At 63.6% G+C, this 17,352-nt stretch carries 14 protein-coding genes; 3 read left to right on the top strand and 11 right to left on the bottom strand.

What is annotated here, in order from left to right:
* Positions 1-163: 163 nt before the first annotated feature.
* From O3649_RS00315 to O3649_RS00305, 3 genes are all read right to left on the bottom strand, one after another.
* Positions 164-1,255 (bottom strand): LLM class flavin-dependent oxidoreductase, encoded by a 1,092-nt coding sequence (locus O3649_RS00315; protein ID WP_371572260.1) that lies wholly within the window; start codon positions 1,253-1,255, stop codon positions 164-166.
* A gap of 306 nt (positions 1,256-1,561) precedes the next feature.
* On the bottom strand, positions 1,562-2,059 hold the full coding sequence (locus O3649_RS00310) for a GyrI-like domain-containing protein (protein ID WP_005504695.1): 498 nt from the start codon (positions 2,057-2,059) through the stop codon (positions 1,562-1,564).
* Entirely contained in the window at positions 2,059-2,970 is a 912-nt protein-coding gene (locus O3649_RS00305; protein WP_005504694.1) for a rhodanese-related sulfurtransferase, read from the bottom strand. The genes O3649_RS00310 and O3649_RS00305 overlap by 1 nt, the downstream gene beginning before the upstream one ends.
* A gap of 235 nt (positions 2,971-3,205) precedes the next feature.
* Between O3649_RS00305 and O3649_RS00300 the strand changes: the two genes are divergently transcribed.
* Positions 3,206-6,019, top strand: coding sequence for a DEAD/DEAH box helicase (locus O3649_RS00300; protein WP_371572258.1), 2,814 nt, complete (start codon positions 3,206-3,208; stop codon positions 6,017-6,019).
* Positions 6,020-6,093: 74 nt separating this feature from the next.
* Here the strand turns inward: O3649_RS00300 and O3649_RS00295 are convergent, their stop codons facing one another.
* The 5 genes from O3649_RS00295 to O3649_RS00275 all read right to left on the bottom strand — a co-directional run bounded on the left by O3649_RS00295 (position 6,094) and on the right by O3649_RS00275 (position 10,925).
* Entirely contained in the window at positions 6,094-6,648 is a 555-nt protein-coding gene (locus tag O3649_RS00295; RefSeq protein WP_371572257.1) for an Rv3654c family TadE-like protein, read from the bottom strand.
* Between the two features lie 7 nt (positions 6,649-6,655).
* The gene (locus tag O3649_RS00290) at positions 6,656-7,051 is read right to left on the bottom strand and encodes a TadE family type IV pilus minor pilin (RefSeq protein WP_314608522.1); all 396 of its coding nucleotides are present in this window, start codon (positions 7,049-7,051) and stop codon (positions 6,656-6,658) included.
* Between the two features lie 189 nt (positions 7,052-7,240).
* Complete coding sequence (locus O3649_RS00285) at positions 7,241-7,870, bottom strand: DUF4244 domain-containing protein (protein WP_314608521.1); 630 nt, start codon at positions 7,868-7,870, stop codon at positions 7,241-7,243.
* 142 nt (positions 7,871-8,012) lie between these two features.
* Positions 8,013-9,251, bottom strand: a complete 1,239-nt coding sequence (locus tag O3649_RS00280; RefSeq protein WP_371572254.1) for a type II secretion system F family protein — start codon at positions 9,249-9,251, stop codon at positions 8,013-8,015.
* A gap of 45 nt (positions 9,252-9,296) precedes the next feature.
* Positions 9,297-10,925, bottom strand: a complete 1,629-nt coding sequence (locus O3649_RS00275) for a CpaF family protein (protein ID WP_371572252.1) — start codon at positions 10,923-10,925, stop codon at positions 9,297-9,299.
* A 236-nt stretch (positions 10,926-11,161) separates the two neighbouring features.
* Here O3649_RS00275 and O3649_RS00270 point away from each other — a divergent pair, with 236 nt between their 5' ends.
* The gene (locus O3649_RS00270) at positions 11,162-13,159 is read left to right on the top strand and encodes a bifunctional 3'-5' exonuclease/DNA polymerase (RefSeq protein WP_371572250.1); all 1,998 of its coding nucleotides are present in this window, start codon (positions 11,162-11,164) and stop codon (positions 13,157-13,159) included.
* 169 nt (positions 13,160-13,328) lie between these two features.
* Here O3649_RS00270 and O3649_RS00265 read toward each other — a convergent pair whose 3' ends face one another.
* The gene (locus tag O3649_RS00265; protein WP_070629982.1) at positions 13,329-14,093 is read right to left on the bottom strand and encodes a CoA pyrophosphatase; all 765 of its coding nucleotides are present in this window, start codon (positions 14,091-14,093) and stop codon (positions 13,329-13,331) included.
* Positions 14,094-14,143: 50 nt separating this feature from the next.
* The gene (nth, locus tag O3649_RS00260) at positions 14,144-15,079 is read right to left on the bottom strand and encodes an endonuclease III (protein ID WP_070629983.1); all 936 of its coding nucleotides are present in this window, start codon (positions 15,077-15,079) and stop codon (positions 14,144-14,146) included.
* 131 nt (positions 15,080-15,210) lie between these two features.
* Here nth and aroQ point away from each other — a divergent pair, with 131 nt between their 5' ends.
* The gene (aroQ, locus tag O3649_RS00255; RefSeq protein ID WP_005504658.1) at positions 15,211-15,651 is read left to right on the top strand and encodes a type II 3-dehydroquinate dehydratase; all 441 of its coding nucleotides are present in this window, start codon (positions 15,211-15,213) and stop codon (positions 15,649-15,651) included.
* Positions 15,652-15,785: 134 nt separating this feature from the next.
* On the opposite strand, the gene O3649_RS00250 is transcribed toward aroQ, so the two are convergent.
* Positions 15,786-16,964 (bottom strand): MarP family serine protease, encoded by a 1,179-nt coding sequence (locus O3649_RS00250; protein ID WP_371572248.1) that lies wholly within the window; start codon positions 16,962-16,964, stop codon positions 15,786-15,788.
* Positions 16,965-17,352 lie beyond the last annotated feature (388 nt).

Raw genomic sequence — 17,352 nt, 5'->3', positions numbered from 1 at the left:
TCCACTTGTGCGGGCTGTCGCACGTGCTCCGCGCCCTTGCCCTCGGGAGGCGGCAGAGTTCGCGCTCATCAGCGACCACCGCCCATCACGGAAGCGACGGCGGCACGCTGGCGCGAAACCCTGCTAGCGCAGAAGGTTCTGCGGAGTCTTCACCTCAGGGGCTTTACTTGGTGGTCAGCGCGGGCTTGATTTCCTTGACGATGGCATCCAGCATCTTCAGATTGAAGTCCACGCCCAGCTGGTTTGGTACGGTCAGCAGCACGGTGTCCGCTGCCTGGACTGCCTCGTCACGGGCGAGCTCTTCGGCAATATCCGCCGGATCGCCAATGTAGCTACGACCAAAGCGGGAGAAGCTGTTGTCAATAATGCCGGTGTAATCCTGCGAGTCCTCTGCCGCGCAGCGACCGAAGTAGCGCGCCGAGGTTTCATCAATAATGGGCAGCACCGAGCGGGACACCGAAACACGCGGAACACCCGAATTGCCCGCCTTCACCCACCCGGAGCGGAAAAGGCGAATCTGCTGCGCCTGCTGCTGATCGAACGGAATACCCTTATCTTCCAGCATCAGGGTTGAAGACATGAGATTCAGACCCTTCTGCGCGGTCCACACGGCGGTGCTATCGGTGCCCGCGCCCCACCAGATGCGCTCGCGCAGACCCGGCGACTGCGGCTGGACGGGGGCGTACTTGCCCGCCACACGGGCACTGGGCGCCATACCCTCACCCTCGATTGCCTTGAGGAAAATGTCGAGGTGGCGGCGCGCCATATCGCTCTCGTTTTCGCCTTCTGCCGGGTAGTAGCCGAAGCTCTCAAAGCCGCGAATCACGGATTCGGGCGAACCGCGGGAGACACCGAGCTGCAGTCGGCCCGCCGCAATGAGGTCTGCTATGGCGGCAAGTTCAGCCATGTAGAGCGGGTTTTCGTAGCGCATGTCAATCACGCCGGTGCCGAGCTCGATGCGTTCGGTCTTGGCGGCGATTGCGGAGAGCAGCGGGTAGGGGGTTGCCTGCTGCTGGTCGAAGTGGTGCACGCGGAAGAACGCACCGTCCAGCCCGATGTCTTCGGCACCTACGGCAAGGTCGATTGCCTGGTGCAGAGATTCTGCCGCGGAGGGCACGCGGGAGCCGGGAACCTCAGCCCAGTGGCCGAAGGAGAGGAAGCCGAGCTTCTTCTCCTCACCGCGCATGGGTTCGAGGTGACTGATGCGGATGGATTCGTCGAGCTGCGGGGTGCTGGGGTTAGTGGGGGTGCTCATTGTTTTTCCTTAGCGAGTTGCGCCCGGGTTCGTGTAGTGCCGGGCTGGTGGTTTAAATCTAAACCAAAATACTTTACATGTCAAGTATTTTGTTTCGGGGTATTACGCACAGAGCACCGCTCCCCTTTCGCCGCACACACCACCCGCACGCCCCACCCACCCGGGGCACACATACCGCCACAAAATGCTGGCACAAAATACAGCCGAAAAGGGTACAAAAAAGCCCGGCGGCACGAACACATCGCACCACCGGGCCCTTCTATTCAACAGCTAAAACTGCAACTAAAACGACAGAAACAAACTGCCCTAGGAACGCTTTACCAGCGGAACCCACAGCTCCATACGGTAATCAGCCGCCTGCATATCGCCGCGACCGTACACCTCAAGGCCGCCCACCGGGCGGTACTGCGGATTCTTCGCGAAGAACGCCTCCTCAAAGCTCGCAAAGCCAGCCGGAATGGACTCCGAAATCGGGCCGGTCACCTCAACCACCGCGTAGGTGCTCGCAGGCAACTCCAGCACGCCCAGACCAAGCTTCGCCGCGCTCGCCGGCTCCGACACCAGGAAGCCCGCCGTGTAGCGGACCTGACCCTTCGGGTTCGGCTGAGTGCACACGCCCAGGTACTGGGTCACATTCAGAACATCCAGCATCGCCGGGGACGCCTTCTGATTCAGCTCATCCCACAGCGAGGAGAAGTCGCCATCCAGGGGGAACACCTGCGAAACGCCGGCAACGACCATCGCCGGGTGCTCCTCAATGCGAGGTTCAGAAATCTGAACCGCGCCGCCCTTAGCGGCTGCCATTAGGCGTTCGCCTCAGCTGCTTCGCGGTCCACCGAGCACTCGGGCACGCAGTGGCGCTTCGCGTCATCAGCTGCGCACTCGGGGCAGAGCAGAACCAGCTCGCGGCAGGAATCGTTGGAGCAGTTCTCGAACTTGTTCGAGGGGGCGCCGCACTGTTCGCACTTGCCGATGGTGACGGTGTCCGGGGTGAACTCCATGTGCATGCGCTTGTCGAAGACGTAGAGCGAGCCTTCCCACAGTTCCTTATCGCCGTACTTCTCGCCGTAACGCACGATACCGCCGTCGATCTGGTAGATCTCCTTGAAGCCGCGGTTCTTCATCAGCGCGGAGAGAATCTCACAGCGAATACCGCCGGTGCAGTAGGTGACGACCGGCTTGTCCTTAATGTGGTCGTACTTGCCGGACTCGATCTCGCGGATGAAGTCGTGGGTGGTGCGCACGTCGGGAACGATAGCGTTCTTGAACTTGCCAATCTTCGCCTCGAACGCGTTACGGCCGTCAAAGAAGACCACTTCGTCGCCGCGCTCTTCAACAAGCTTGTTAACCTCTTCAGGCTTCAGGTGCACGCCGCCGCCAACGACGCCGTTCTCGTCCACCTGCAGCTCGTCGGGAGCGCCGAAAGCCACAATCTCGTCGCGTGCCTTCACGGACAGGCGGGGGAAGTCCTCCGCGCCACCCTCGGACCACTTGAACTCCATGTTCTTGAAGCCGGGGTACTTGCGGGTTTCCTTGGTGTACGCCTTGACCGCGTTGATTTCGCCGCCGAGGGTGCCGTTAATACCGTGCTTGGAAATGAGGATGCGCCCGCGCAGGCCGAGCTTCTCGCAGAGGGCACGCTGCCAGAGCATGACCGCCTGCGGGTCGGCGATGGGGGCGAACTGGTAATACAGAATAATCTTATTTTGAGCCACGAAACTATTTTATCGTCATATACGTCTAAAGCATGCAAATTTTTTGATATGTGCGCGCTGACTACGGGGTCGGCGGCACAGAAGCGGTGCCGGGGCGGGGTTGGACTCAGGGTCGGGGCAGGGGCTAAGCTCGGGGTCAGGGCAGGATCCGAGCGGGTGCGGAACCGGGCTCGGAGCCGGCGTCCAGGGTAGCGCGTGACCGGCGGCAGGTCAGGTTTTAGCCCACCGCTCTACAATGGAACCCATGCCGCACAGTACCTCCTCGCAGAACGCCAACCAGCACCCTGAACAGCAACCCGCTCACCGGCACGAGCAGGGGCAGTCTGCGGCGCACCCAAAAACGCTACGCTACCGCGAGCTACCCGTGAGCGCACAGCAGGTGCTGGCGTCCTTATTGCCGGAGGCAGAACGCACCGGAACCCTACCCGAGCAGGTGACCCATATTCACACCATTGCCGCCAGGGAGGCGAGCTACGCGCCGTGGCCGCAGTGGTTGCATCCGCGCGTGGTGGAGGCCTTTGAATCGCTCGGCATTGCCGAGCCCTACGCCCACCAGGTGCAGGCGGCAGACGCCGCCCACGCGGGTCTTGATGCGGCGCTGGCGGCAAGTGCGGCACGCTACGGCTGGCAGGCGGGGCGGATTGAGGCTGAGCGGGTTGAAGCACCGACTCCCGCGCACGCCGAAGACGTAAAGAGCACCGGCAGCGGCGGGCACGTGATTGTGGCGACTGGTACCGCCTCGGGCAAGACCCTGAGCTACCTGATGCCTACCCTGGACGCTATTTATCGTGCATCGTGCGGCGAGCCGGTGAGCTCAACTTCCGCGTATTCTGGGGAGGAAAACCTTAATAATAGATCGAACGTTCTCTACATTTCACCGGCGAAAGCACTCTCCGCCGACCAGCTCACCGCCCTCACCTCCTACAACCTGCCCGGACTCCACGCGGCAAGCTACGACGGCGACACCCCAACCGGCGAACGCCGCTGGATCCGCGAACACGCCAACTTCATCCTCACCACCCCGGACATGCTCAACTACTCAATCCTGAGCAACCACCGGCAGTGGGCATCCTTCCTGCGCGGGCTGCGCTACGTGGTGCTCGACGAGGCACACAGCTACCGCGGCGTTTTCGGCGCGCACATCGCCAACCTGCTGCGCCGCCTGCGCCGCGTCTGCGCGCTCTACCGCACCGTACCCGTGTTCTACGGCGCTTCCGCGACCAGTTCCAACCCGGTCGAGTCTTTCTCTAAGCTCATTGGCGTGCCGCAGCAGGCGGTCACCGCCATTACCGAGTCCACCTCCGCGCGCGGTGAAACCACCGTCGCGCTCTGGGAGCCCGAATTCATGCCGCCCAAGGCGCACGATCAGCTCGCCAAGGGCGCCCGCAGCACCCAGCAGCAAGCGGTTCAGTCGAAGGCTGAGCAGGAGGCGCCGCGCCGCGTCTCCCCCGTGGAGCAGGGCGCGCAAATGCTCACCGACCTGGTGCTTTCCCGCACCCGCTCCCTGGTTTTCGCCGGTTCGCGCCGCAGCGTAGAAATCCTCTCGCAGAAGACCCAACGCTACCTCGACGAGGTGGAGGCGGGCCTCTCCCACCGCGTCGCCGCATACCGCGCCGGGTACACCCCCGAAGAACGCCGCGAACTCGAACGCAAACTCCGCAACGGCGAACTGCTCGGCCTGGCGAGCACCTCCGCACTGGAACTGGGTATCGACATCTCCGGGCTGGACGCCGTACTCGTGGCTGGCTGGCCGGGTACCCGTGCCTCCTTCATGCAGCGCGTGGGCCGCGCGGGTCGAAGCGGTCAGGACGCGCTCGCCGTGCTCATTGCCGACGACAACCCGCTCGACACCTACCTGGTGCACCACCCGGAGGCGATTTTCGGGCAGGAGGTTGAGGCGACCGTTTTCGACCCGACAAACCCGTACGTGCTCTCACCGCAGCTGTGCGCCGCCGCGCAGGAGGCACCCCTCCGTGCCGAAGAGCTGAGCCTGTTCGGGCCGCATACCGCAGCCCTGCTGGATCGGCTGGTGCAGCAGGGGTACCTGCGTCGCCGCCCGGACGGCTGGTACTGGACGCACGCCGAATCAGCCGCCGACCTGGTCGATATCCGCGGAACCGGTGGCGGCCCCTACCAGCTCATCGACGCCGAAGACGGCACCCTGGTTGGCACCATGGACGCCGCGCACGCCATGAGCCAGGGGCACCCGGGCGCAATCTACATTCACCAGAACGCGCAGTACGTGGTCGAGTCCCTCAGCGAGGGCGAGCGCGTGATTCTACTCAGTCGCGTCTACCCGGACTACTACACGCGCGCCATTGAGAGCACCGAGGTGCGTATTCTGGTCGAGCGTGCACGGGTTAGTTACGGTGCGCAAAACGCTGTTGGGGAAGCGGTTCCCGGCGAGACTGCTCCCAGTGAGTATGTTCCCGGTGAACCCGCTCCTGGAGAGCCTGTTCCCGAAATCTCTATCCCCGAAACCAACGCGCAGCAGCTTGCCCCGCTCACCATGCACCGCGGGCAGGTTCAGGTCACCGACCAGGTCACCGGCTACCGGCGCTTCTCCGTCTACGGCGGCGAATACCTGGGCGAAGAGGCACAACCCATGCCGCCGGAAGTGCTCATGACCGAGGCGGTTTGGTTCACCTTCGAACCCAGCTACCTATTCGGCGCGGGCGTGACCGAAGAGGACGGCCCCGGCACCCTACACGCCGCCGAGCACGCCGCCATCGGACTGCTGCCGCTCATCGCCACCAGCGACCGCTGGGACTTGGGCGGGCTCTCCACGCTGCTTCACGTAGACACCGGCAGGCCCACCATTTTCGTCTACGACGCAGCCCCCGGCGGTGCGGGTATTAGCGAGCGCGGCTTCAACGCGGTTACGCAGTGGCTGAGCGCCACCCTCGAAGCCATCGAAAGCTGCGGATGCGACAACGGCTGCCCCTCCTGCGTACACTCACCCAAGTGCGGCAACCGCAACGAGCCGCTCAGCAAGCACGGCGCACGGGCGCTACTGCAGGCAATGTTGCGGAGCATGGCGGAGGCATAGAGCGCACTGGGGTGTAGGGCACACTGGGGACGCGGGGCGCGCTGGGATGACAACTCCCGGCGAGTGCAAATAACCTAGTCGGCAGGGCTTTCCGACTCATCTGGGTTTTCTGACTCGGCAGGGTTTTCCGGCTCGGGAGATTCGGGTACCGAATCCTGCCCAGCTTCCAGCTCCTCCTCCAACGCGGCAACCTCATCGGAGCTCAGCTCCTCCGCGTTGCCCGCCGCGTCATGCTCTTCTTCGGGGCGCTCAGCCCCGGCGCGGGCACGCACCCTCGCCGGGCCCAGCATCCCCATGGGCCCTGCGACGGGGACGGCGACCGTCACCTCCACCGTTTCGGGTCGATCCGGAAAAGTGCAGGATTCCAGGTGCGCCCCGTGGCGTTCGGCAAGATCCGCCGCGACCGCGCACGGGTCGCCCTCGGTGAGCCCGCGGTAGGCATCCGCCGCCGCGAGCGCGCTCAAATCGGCGGCTGCGGATGCCCTGCGGTTCGCGAATACCACCCCGATGAGCCCGGCAATCACCACGGTCAGCACCAGTAATGCGGCAATAATGGTGAGGGCGAGGACGGTGCCGCTCCCCTCTTCGGGGCGTTGATTCTCGGAGGATGCCTTCGGAGCGGGGCACATAGCGGCTCTACTCGTTCTCATGCACCGCACCGTTTTCAGCATCGTTTTCGCTGCCGCCTTCAACGCGGGCGTGGGCGTCCGCCCGCAGCACCCAGCCGGTTGCCGAGCCGATTACACCGGGGGCGGGGCGGCTCACCCGCACGTGCACTTGCCGGGCGCGCCCCGCCTCCGTCACGGCTGCATCATCAGGAGAAACGGAAATCTGCACGCTCTGCGCCGGGTCGATGCGGCTAACGGCGGAGCGAATCTGCACCTCGGAATCTCCACGGGCGGCGGCGCGTGCAGCCGTTCGCGCGGACTCCTCCACCTTCAGCTGTGCAACCCCCGTGGAGGCGGCACCCAGGCAGAGGGCGAGCACCACCGTCACGGCGGGTAGGGCGACCGCAAATTCGGCGGTAATCACGCCCTCTTCTGCTGGACTCTTGTGCGGGGTCGAGGGTGCTGGTTCCGCTCCGGCTTTCCCTGCGGAGCAAGTGCACCACAAAGCACCCAAATTCACATGAGCGTTCATTCTTTATTCCTCCTTTCTGACTTGATTTTCCAGGGCTCCCAAAACCTAGAGTCAAACCCTGCGATGGATTCTCCAAAGGTTCTAGAGCAACCCCGTGTTGCCCGCAATCGACAGGGCGTTACGCACAATATCCAGGAGCATGGAACGCACCTCATCCGACTTGAGAATCAGCACCAGCAGGCCCGCGAAACCGACCGCCGCGAGCATCACAATGCCGTACTCCGCGGTGGAGGCGCCCTCCTCCGGATCGCCCGCCGGGGCGTACTCTTCGAGCACCTTTTCCTGCTCCTCAGCGGGTACATATTCGGTACAGTCGGGCGCGTGCTCACCCAGACTGCGGCAGGTGGCGCCGCATTCATCCAGGGTGCATCCCTCGGCGAGAGCGCGGGCAATGGTCAGCGCCTGCTCGGGGCTCAGGTGATTCGTGTTCATATCAATCTCCATTTCGTGAGGGTCAATCCTGGGGCCGGCGTGCTTCTGTTCAGCGCCGGCGGAAAGCTCAGCATCAGTAAAGAGTTCGGGGCATTCTTCGCGCAACTGCTTCATGGTGGTTGCGGTGTCAACGGACAGCGGCACGGGGCCCAGAATGGTCTGGGCTTCTGCGCCGGATGCGGTGGGCTGAATTTCACGCGGAGCACCGGCCGGGGCGTTGACCGGAGCATCGGCAGTGTGCAGGTCGTGGCGGATTGCTTCGCAGAGGGTGTTCGTCATTGGTTTTCCTTTCGTTGTGCCCCGTTCGTTCGGGGCGGGGTGGGTACTCATCCGCGTTCACGGCAGATGAGCAAAGGTCTAAAGCAAAGGTCTAAACTTTTCGGCATTTCGGCTAGTCAACAGCGCTTATGGGCATGGTTCTTTAGCCGGTCAGTGTGGGTAGTAGCGAAATGAGGATGGGTACAATGCCCAGGCAGATAAAGGCGGGTAGCGAGCACAGCCCGAGGGGTACTACGAGCGCTACAGAGAGCTTTCCGGCGGCGCGTTCTGCCGCGCGGCGTTCGCTGAGGCGGTGCGCATCGGCAAGGGAGAGCAGTAGCGCCGTGCTGGGTGCGCCGCCCGTGTAGGCGGGGGCGAGTGCATCCCGCAGCTCACCGAAGGTTCCCGCCGCGGAGCCCGACCAGGCGCTCCCCCAGCCACTGCCCATCTGCAGGCGCTGGCAGACCGTGTGCAACGGTCGGCTGTTAAGCGCCTCGGCGAGGGTGCCCAGTGCGGCGAGCGGTGCGAGCCCGGCTCTCAACTGCGCGGCGAGTAGTTCCAGCACGAGGGCGGTATCAACGGGCGGCATATTCGAGGTTTGTTCGGCTCCATTACTTGCCGTGCTCTCCACCTCTGCCCGATGCACGAGCGCGGCGGTCCAGCGGCGCCCGGCGAAGGCAAGCCCCAGCCCGAGCAAACCGGTGAGCGCCCCGAGAACGGATTCGGTCAGCACGCCCACGGGGTCACTTCCCATGAGCACACCCAGCCCCAGGCCGAGCAGCGGCAACCAGGAGAGAATCCTGCCGGTGGCGCGTGGTGCGGCGAGGGCGCTCTGCCTGCCCATGAGCGCGTCGATGCGTTCTTCGGCGTGTTCAGCGGCGCGTTCCAGGCTCGTGGCGAGCGGCGCACCGGCGCTCTCGCTCATGCGCAGACTCAGCTGCAGGTCGTGCAGGCGCTCGCGGCTGTGCGGGCGCATCCGGGCGCTATTTTCGAGCAGTTGGGCGCAGGCGAGCTGCGCGGGGGCACCCCAGGAGGTGACCGTGGCGAGAGCCTGCGTGAAGCGGCGGATATCTTCGGCGCACCGCTTGTGCCCGTAGTCTTCGGAAAGGGGCCCTCGTGCCCGTCGGGATCGGGCGCTTTTCCGAGAGCTATTCTTCGCACGCGTTTTCCCCGTACCCTGCATCAGCTCGCCCTGCCCGAACTCCCCGAACTGCCCGGAGCTCGGGTTGGCGTGCACCGCCTCCTGCAGGGGGATGCCGGCGCGTAGGTTCAGGGCGAGGGTACGTAGCATGAGCGGCCACATGCGCATTTCCTCGGCACTGGCTGCTCCAGCGATACGCTCGGCCCAGCGCTCAGCCCAGCGTTCGCGAAGGCTTCCGTTGCTCTTCTCGTTCTGCTCCATTGCTTCCTCCTTTCACGTTTTCTGCTTCCCCCCATTTCGGGGGGGCTAGTACCCAACTTCAGAACCAGTAGAAATACGCCTGACCTGCAGGTACTCTTCACTCCCCCGTGTGGCGGGGTGCAGGCTGTAAATACCCTCGATGCGACGGCGACCATCCCGATGTTCCAGGTGGATAATGCGTTCAAAAGCCGTCGCCGTATGTAGAGCGACCGTTCTACTATCCAGTCCGGCGAGCGCGCCCAGGGCGCACAAACGCAGGGGCACCGCCTGCGCACTATTGGCGTGCAGGGTCGTTCCGGCGCCGCGGTGACCGGTGTTCATGGCGGTCAGCAGATGCACCACCTCCGCGCCGCGGCACTCACCGACCACGAGCCGATCCGGGCCCATGCGTAGCGCCTGCACAATCAGCTCACCCAGCCCGATTTCGCCGGCACCCTCGGAGTTGGCGGCGCGGGTTTTGAGGGCAATAACCTGCTCATGCTGCGGCGTCAGCTCCGGGGTGTCTTCGAGCAAAATAAGGCGCTCCTGCGGCGTACACAGCCCCAGCAGGGCGTTGAGCAGGGTGGTTTTGCCGGTACCGGTGCCCCCGCTAATGAGGAATCCGCGGCGTTCAGCAATCATGCGGCGCAGGTAGGCGGCGGTTGCCTCATCGCACAGCCCGGCGGCCTGCAGCTGCGCCAGGGTGGGGCGCTCGCGGGCGGGTAGACGCACGGAGAGCCGGGTACGTTCGCTCAGCGGCGGGATAATCGCGTGAATGCGCCTGCCGTGCTCATCGCTAATGTCAGCCGCCGGATGCGCGGCATCCAGCTGCCCGCCGTGCCTGCGGATGAGCCGCTCGGCGAGGTCACGCACGCGCCGCTCATTGCCGAGGCTCAGCGCCACGGGGCGGGTGGTTCCGTTGATGCCCGCCCAGATATCGCAGGGCGAGTTCACGTAGATATCGGTGATGGTTCCGGCGCGTTGCCCCTCGTCAAGGAGCAGGTCGAGGACGCCGAGGCCGTAGAGTTCCGCGGCGAGGTAGCGTAGCGCGGTCTGCCGGTTGACGGGCACGTATTCCACGCTGGGGTAGCTCCAGGAGGTGGGCGCGGGGTGCACCGTTTTGGTGCGGAATTTTCGGGGCTTCGTCACATTAGTTCCGTCTGCGCCCGTTCCTTCTGCGCTCGTGTTCCCCCGAGCATTCCCCCGGCATCCGCCGTCGATGGCGCAGATTGCCTCGTCCACGGCGTTTTCGAGGATCTCGCGGAGGGGCTGGGATTCCTGGAGTAACCCACCGCCCGCGGTGCTCGCAGTGTTTGCACTGCCCGCGGCGGCTACACCCTCTGTGGGCGGCCGCTCCCCTGCATTCTCAAACCCGGCGTTGGATCCGTTACTGAATCCGCCACTGAACCCGGCACTAAAACCGCCCAGGGCGATAGCACTCATCTGCGGCGAGCGCAGGATCAGCTCACGGGCGTGCAGGGCGACGGCGCGGGCGCGATAGTCTTCGGGAATGAGCAGGGCGGGTAGCGAGTGCACGCCGGTGTTCTGGACGCCCGGCTGATTCATACTCGACTGCCCCATTCCCTGCGCCTGCGCAATGGGGCCCTGCGCCTGCGTGATTGGACTCTGCGCGGTGCGGGGCGGGTAGCCGTTGGGGGTGGCGGTGTGCTCGGCGGGATTGTTGGAGGGGTTCATAGCTCTAGGAGAGCATTGCACTCGCCTCGATTTTTAAGAGAATGGGCGTTCTGTGGATAACTCCTCGCACACCCCGAAATATCCACGTTGCACGCACCTTAAACGAACAAAACGCACGCATCCGGCACTTTTATGACAAACCACGGCACGTTCAGCCCTCCCCTGCCCCTTCTGCAAACCGCCCACCCACGACCACAAACCGCGCGCCTTCGCACCCGGTCACCGATAATGGAAGAATGTACGTTCTGCTCAGTCCTGCCACCGGCGCGGGTATTACCGCTCAGACCGGCACCTCCGCGCACCCGGTTACATCGGCTATTGCCGCGGGTGCGTCCCCGCGCGGTGCTCAGCCGGTGACCTCGTGGGGTGCTTTTCATTTTTCGGCGCCGACCGCTGAGCAGTTGCAGGACCCGACCTTTATTCCGCGGATTACGCGCGCGGATCGGGTGAGTGCGGCGAATCTTCCGGCGTATGTGCGAGAGGTGGAGCGGCAGGCGGCAGATTCGGCGCAGGGGCGTTTCCCCCGCTGGATTTGGGCTGATACCCGCCACGTTGACCCGCTGCTTCTGCGCCGCGGGGTGCGGGTGCATCTGTGCCATGATTTGCGTCTAGTGCAGCGAATTTTGACGACTGCCGCTACGCATCCGAGCGGTTTTGTGGAGTACAGCCCGGTGCTAGATCTTTCTGATGTGCGTGAGGCGGCCGAGCCTCAGGGGTATCTGCCGGTGGCGCGGCAGGTTCAGGGTCAGGAGGAGCTGTTCGGCGCTGATTTTTTGAGTGCCCCCGCTACCAACGCCACCCAGCCCCCTGCTGATTCCTCCCCCGATTTCCTTGAGGCGGCGCCTCATGAGCCTTTTGCCCCGCAGTTGGCGGCAGGCCCGGTGACTCTGCTGCCGGAGCATCCGGTGGTGCGCGTGCTGATGCGTGAATGGCTGGCGCAGGCGCGCGCTATTAGCGAGTCGAGGCACCCGGAGCGGCTGCGTCTTTTGGCGGCGGCTGAGTCTGCTGGTGCATTGGTGGCGGCTGAGATTGGCTATTACGGCATCCCGTTTAATGTGCAGGCACATCATGAGCATCTGTGCGAGTTGTTGGGTCCGCGCCCGGTGCCTGGGGAGCGCCCGCAGAAGATGCAGGAGTTGGCGGAGCAGATTCAGCGCATGCTGTTTATGCCGTCGTTGAACCCGGATTCGCCGCAGGATCTTTTGCGTGCTTTGCAGTCTGCGGGGGTTTCGGTGAAGTCTACGCGTTCGTGGGAGTTGAAGAGTTGGGCGGATGCGATTCCAGCCCAGCGGCAGAAGCGTTGGGCGCTGATTGACCCGATTCTGCGTTATAAGAAGCTGTACCGTATTTGGACTGCTAACGGCTGGACGTGGGCTGATACTTGGGTTTCTGAGGGTGCGTTCCGCCCGCATCTTGAGGTGGGTGGCGCCGCAACGGGGCGCTGGGGCGCTTCCGGCGGTGGTGCGTTGCAGCTTCCTGCGGAGATTCGTCAGGCGGTGCAGGCGCCGGAGGGTCAGGTGCTGACGGTGACGGATGGCTCGCAGATTGAGCCGCGTATTTTGGCGGCGTTGAGCCGTGATGAGGCGCTCGCTTCGGCGGGTCGTGGCGCTGACCTGTATGCGGGTATTGCCGAGCTGGCGCGCATGAAGGGTGTGGGTTTGACGGAGCGTTCCCACGCGAAGGTGGGCATGCTGGCGATTATGTATGGCGGCCGCAGCGGTGAGATTGGCGCCCTGTTGCCGCATGTGGCGGCGCTTTTTCCGCAGGCGATGGACTTTACGGAGCGTGCCGCGCGCATTGGTGAGGCGGGCGGTCAGGTGACGACTTTTTTGGGTCGTACGTCCCCGCCGGTGGATGAGCGTTTCCGTGAGATTGTGGCTGATCGGTCTTCGCCGGCGGCTGAGTCGCGTGCGGTGTCGACTGCGCGTGCACACGGGCGTATGACCCGCAATTTTATTGTGCAGGGTACGGCGGCGGAGTGGGCTCTGTGTTGGATGGGCGCGGTGCGTTCTCGTCTGTTGTCGGAGCGGATTTTTGGTATGCCGATGCGCACCCGCATTGTGTATTTTTTGCACGATGAGCTTCTGCTGTGCGGTCCCGAGCTGGAGGCGGATCGCGTGGAGCGTATTGTGCGTGAGGGCGCTGCGGAGGCGGCGCGTCTGCTGTTCGGTCGTGTGCCGGTTGATTTTCCGGTGTCGGTGGCGCGAGTGCGCAACTACGCTGAGGGTAAATAAATAATCAGCGGTAAATAATCTGCGGTAAATAATCAGCTGCGCATAAGCGGCACCGTGCAATAAAAAAATAGGGGCGGCAGGTAACTTCATTCAAGTTACCTACCGCCCCTATCTGCGCACTATTCTGCTCCCTATATCCGCTGGTCAGGCGTTTATTCTGCGATAAGCTTTACTCCTCGTAGCCGGGTGCCGGGCGCATCTTTTTTGTATCCCAGGGCACGGTCCAGCCAAGCGAGTCGAAGATCCGGTCCAGCAGAATCGCGGTGAATCCCCACACCGTGAATTCTTCGCCGCCGGGCATACGCACCTCGAAGGCGGGGGTGCGGTGTGAGGTGCGGCCGCGTTTGACGTAGGCGGTGTGCCGGTTGGCGGGGTTGAGCAGGTCGCGCACGGGCACGCGGGCGATGAGCGCGGACTCGTTGTGGTCGACGACTTCGACGGGCACGGGGCTGTTCCACCAGCCGATGACGGGGGTGACCATGAAGTTGCTGATGGGTAGCGGCAGGGTGTGCAGCTGGCCGAGGATCTGCACGCCGGCGGGGTCGAGCCCGGTTTCTTCGACCGCCTCGCGCAGGGCGGCGATGTGGGCGACGGGTTCGCCGGTGGTTTCGGCGAGCGCGTAGTCTTCGGGGTCGATTTTGCCGCCGGGGAAGGCGGGCTGACCGGCGTGTGAGCGCAGGGTTGCGGCACGTACGAGGAGCAGTACATCCAGGTCGGCACTGACGTTTTCGGGGCAGCCGTCAAATTCGCCGGTGGAGGGCGAGTTGTCGAGCACTCCGAAGAGGATCAGCACGGCGGCTTCTTTGCTCAGGGGGCTGGCGGGTGCGCTGCGCAGTAGGGCTTGGACGTCAAATTCCACGCCGCCCTCTGCGAGAGCCGCCAGTGCCTGCTGGGCGGGGTGCTGCGCCTCCTGCTGGGACGTGTTTTCGCTCATCTGTGTACCTCTCTTCTGCGCGGCTACATTCCGGTTCGGCTCAGTCGCCGTTAGGCGCTGAGCGGGTAGCCTTCTGCCATGAGTTCGCGGCGGGTTGCGCCCTGCAGGAATCGCAGGTGCAGGTCTTCTCGGCCGGGTGCCATTTCGTATTTCATGAGTTTACGTGCTGCTTGTTCGTTCGTCTCCCCGGCGCCATAGGACGGGCAGAGATCGGCGACGGGGCATACGCCGCAGGCGGGCTTTTTGGCGTGGCAGATGCGGCGGCCGTGGTAGACCATGCGGTGTGAGAAGAGCGTCCAGTCTTTGCGTTCGATGAGTTCGGCGACGTCTTTTTCGACCGTCTCGGGGGCGTCTGCGGTGGTGAATCCCATGCGGCGTGCGAGGCGGCCGAAGTGGGTGTCTACGGTCAGTCCGGGCACGTCGAAGGCGTTTCCGAGGACCACGTTCGCGGTTTTGCGGCCGACTCCGGCGAGTTCTACGAGCTCTTCGAGGGTTGAGGGAACCTGCCCGTTGTGGCGTTCTACGAGCTGCTGGGAGAGGGTGACGATGGAGCGTGCCTTGGCGCGGTAGAAGCCGAGGGACTGAATGTAGGGTTCGACCTCTTCGCTACGTGCGGAGGCGAGCGCGGCGGCGTCCGGGTAGCGTGCGAAGAGTGCACCGGTGACGGAGTTGACGCGCACGTCGGTGGTTTGTGCTGAGAGCACGGTGGCGATGAGTAGCTCGAAGGGGTTGTCAAAGTCGAGTTCTGCAACGGCGTAGGGGTAGGTTTCGCCGAGGATGCGGTTGATTTTGCGGGCGCGGCGCACGGTGGCGAGGTGGCTTTCGGGTGCGCGGGCGTTGAGGCGGCGTGCGGCGGCTGCGGCTTTGAATTCGGGAACGAATCGGATCTGCAGGAGCGATTCGGTGTTCTCTGCCGCGTTGTTCTCAGCCGCGTTATTTTCTGCCGCGGTGTTCTCTACTTCGGTGCGGGTGGCGTTCTCGGTCATAGCGCGAGGGTACCGGGCTTGGGGGTGCGGGCGGTAGCGAGGCTCACCGTACTTGGCCCGCTCCCCATCATTTTCTGGGCAGTTCGCGCCGACTGACGCTCAGCGGGCACCTGCTGTGCCACACTGGTTTTATGTCAGATACGATTTTTGTGCTTAATGGACCGAATTTGAACCTGCTTGGGCAGCGCCGCCCCGAGGTGTACGGCTACACCACTCTGCACGATATTGAGCGTATGGTGCGTGAGCGCGCGGCGGATCATGGTTTTGATGTTGAGTTTATGCAGTCGAATCATGAGGGTGCGCTGGTGGATGAGATTCAGCGTGCTCGTACTCGTGGCGCGGCGATTATTATTAACCCGGCGGCGTACACGCACACCTCGGTGGCGCTGCATGATGCGCTGGAGGCAGCTGAGCTTCCGGTGGTTGAGGTGCATCTGTCGAATGTGCATCGTCGTGAGCAGTTCCGTCATCATTCGTTTGTGTCGCCGCAGGCTACCGCGGTGATTGCCGGTGCGGGTGCGTACGGCTATGTCATGGCGGTTGATTTCCTGGCACAGCACCTGGCGGAATAACAGCGCAACATTTGGTGGAGTAGCCCAGCGCTTCGCGGAATAACAGCGCGCCGCCTCCTTTCGTTAAATAGTTCAGGCTCCCGTTCCTCGTGTGAGGGCGAGAGCCTGAACTTTTATCGCTATTTAGCGGCTAGTTACTTGTGGCAGGTGCCGGTGGAGACTGCGGCGGTGTTGTCGCCGCCTTCGGCCAGTGCCTGCTTGAGGGTGCTTGCGGTGATGGCGTAGCCGGTCTGGCCGGTGGTTGCCTTACCGAAGATCACGCCGACCACGTTGCCGTTTTCGTCGAGGACGGGGCCGCCGGAGTTGCCGTGCTGCACGTCGGCTGCCAGTTGGTAGACCTGGCGCATGGCGTTGGCGCGGCCGGTGTCGGCATCGATGGTTTGGGTGTTGCCGATGCCCTGCACGGTGGCGGGCAGTGCCTTGAACGGGCCGCCCTTGGGGTAGCCCATGAAGGTTACAAGGCTACCTGCGGTGGCGTTGGTGCCGATGGTCAGCGGTTCGAGCGGCAGCTTGGGCACGCTGATGAAGGCGAGGTCCTGTTCGGTATCCATGTAGACGACGGTGCCGGGCCAGGTGCGGCCGCGGGAGTCCTGTACGACCGGGGAGGTCACGCCGGCGACCACGTGGGCGTTGGTGACGACCAGGCCGTTGTCCGCTACGAAGCCGGAGCCGGTGGAGGTGTAGCCGCACTGCTCTGCGGCGCCCAGAATCTCAACCACGGAGGCTGCCGCTTGGTCCAGTGCCGCGGATTCTACCGTCTCGGTGGGGGCGCTGGTTTCGGGGGCGATGAGCTGGCTGACTTCCGGAATGGTTCCGAAGGCGAGCACGTCATTGCGTACCGTGTTGATGCGGTCCTTGACGACCTCGGGGGTGGAGGCGACCATCCAGGAGAGGGTCTTGGAGTCGCTGAGCGCAGTGTTGAGCTGCGGGATGGGTACGGTGCGCATGGAGATGGTCAGCACGACCATGACTAGGGCACAGGCGGCGAGGTTCAGCACACCGCCGAAGAAGCGTTCTACGCCCTTGAGCGGGGTGATGTCGGTGACGCGGCGGATGGTGCGTCCGGCAACGAGGCCGAGCCACTGTCCGATGGTCAGGCAGATGATGAGCACGCCGACGGCGGTAATGAGGCTCCACTGGGATCCCACGGATGCCACGGCGAGGGGCACGAGCCAGGCTGCGGCGCAGACGCCCAGGCCCAGGCCCAGGAAGGTTCCGAGGGTGGTGAAGAATCCGCTGCGGACTCCGGCGAGGAAGTAGAGCAGCAGAATGATGGGGATAGCAATATCAAGCAGGTTGATGCCAGTCGTCACGACTAATTGCCTCCTTGGTGGGTAGAAATGGTCACGGTGTGCCCATGTGGTTGGTGCGGGCTGTGCCCGGTGAGTGTGGCGGCGCGTTAACACCCAGTGGTGGGTGCGGCGAGCTTGTGTTCCCGGGGTTTTTGGGCTCGGGTTTCTGCCTCGTCGCATCGTACCGTGTGTGGAGGCGGTGCGCCTCCTGGTCATGAGGGTGTCTGCGTGCTTGGTACCGAAAAAGTACACACCTGAATGCCTGATATTAGGTGGTGAACCTGTGGGTAAGCTTTGAATTTTCTCGGAAGAAATAACTTTTGCTGTAAAGCTCGCCCTATCGGAATGCACAAACAGCTTTTTTAGGGTACGCTCATATCAGTTGAATATGTCACACTAGCTTGAGCCT

The organism is Rothia sp. 27098_8_29, assembly GCF_041432785.1.
GTDB classification, from domain to species: domain Bacteria; phylum Actinomycetota; class Actinomycetes; order Actinomycetales; family Micrococcaceae; genus Rothia; species Rothia mucilaginosa.
Note: the sequence above shows the minus strand (reverse complement) of the source record. Positions and strands in the feature narration are given on the sequence as shown.